The 1,069-nt window shown below is 62.4% G+C and carries 1 protein-coding gene and 1 pseudogene; both read right to left on the minus strand.

Annotation, left to right across the window (positions count from 1 at the left end):
* Positions 1-212 (minus strand): annotated as a pseudogene (locus AC2FNA_RS24150) (ornithine cyclodeaminase family protein); the annotation flags it as partial.
* Positions 213-358: 146 nt separating this feature from the next.
* The coding region (locus AC2FNA_RS24155; RefSeq protein ID WP_496830978.1) for an alanine racemase at positions 359-1,069 on the minus strand (711 nt) is incomplete at its 5' end.

Below are 1,069 nucleotides of genomic sequence, written 5' to 3' on the forward strand. Positions count from 1 at the left end.
TAGCCGCCCACTTTCAGGCCCAGTGTCTGGCCAGCGCGGTCAAACCCTCCCTTGAAGCCGTAAAGCGCGTCCTCGTGGCCGAGGGCCTCGCGCACCACGGGAAAGTTGCAGGCATCGCCCGAGGCCATGGCGGCAAAGACCTGTTCAACGGCATCAAAGGCAGCCGCGCGGGTCATCAACCCGGCTATCTCACGTTCTGGAACAATCCACATCGCATCCCATCAGGGCCAGGCCCTGCCTCTTCCTCTTGCTGCAAATATCCCGGGGAGGTCGGGAGGGGCGTCGTCCATTGGGCTTGAACCAATGGCGCCCAAAGGACGACCCTCCAGCCGGTCGGACAGGCTGTGCCTGTCCGAAATCAAAAAGCGCGGCCGCGGGCCGAGACCGGCCAGACGCATTCGACCTTGCCGTTACGCACACCGACATACCAGTCATGCACATTGGCGGTCGGGTCGCAGTGACCGGGCACGAGCCTGAGCTTCTCATTGACCTTCAAGACGCCCTTCGGGTCGGAAATCACGCCGTGTTCATCCGAGCATTTGACGTATTCCACGTCGTCGCGCCCATAGATGAACGGCAGCCCGCTATCGACCGATTGCGCCTTGAGGCCCGCGTCGCAGATCGCCTTGTCGGCCTTGGCGTGGCTCATGACCGAGGTCAGGATGAAGAAGGCGTTTTCCCATTCGCCCGCGTCGATGCGCTTGCCGTTCTGATCGAGGATGCGACCATAGTCGGCATCCATGAAGGCATACGACCCGCACTGCAATTCATTGTAGAGGCCGGAATTGCTCTCGAAGTAATACGATCCCGTGCCACCGCCCGACACCAGGTCGGTCTCGACCCCATCGGCCTTCAGCGCGTCGACCGCGTCCTGGACCTGCGCAATGGCCGCATCGATCTTGGCCTTGCGGTCCTCGAAACTGTCCATGTGCTGCATCGCGCCCTGATAGGCCTGGATGCCGCGATAGGTCAGGTTGTCCGCTGCGACGACGGCCTTGGCGATCTCGACCACCGCCGGGGTTGTCGTCACACCGCAGCGCCCGGCACCGCAGTCAATTTCCACGAAGAC

Source organism: Ruegeria sp. YKSD163, assembly GCF_059612905.1.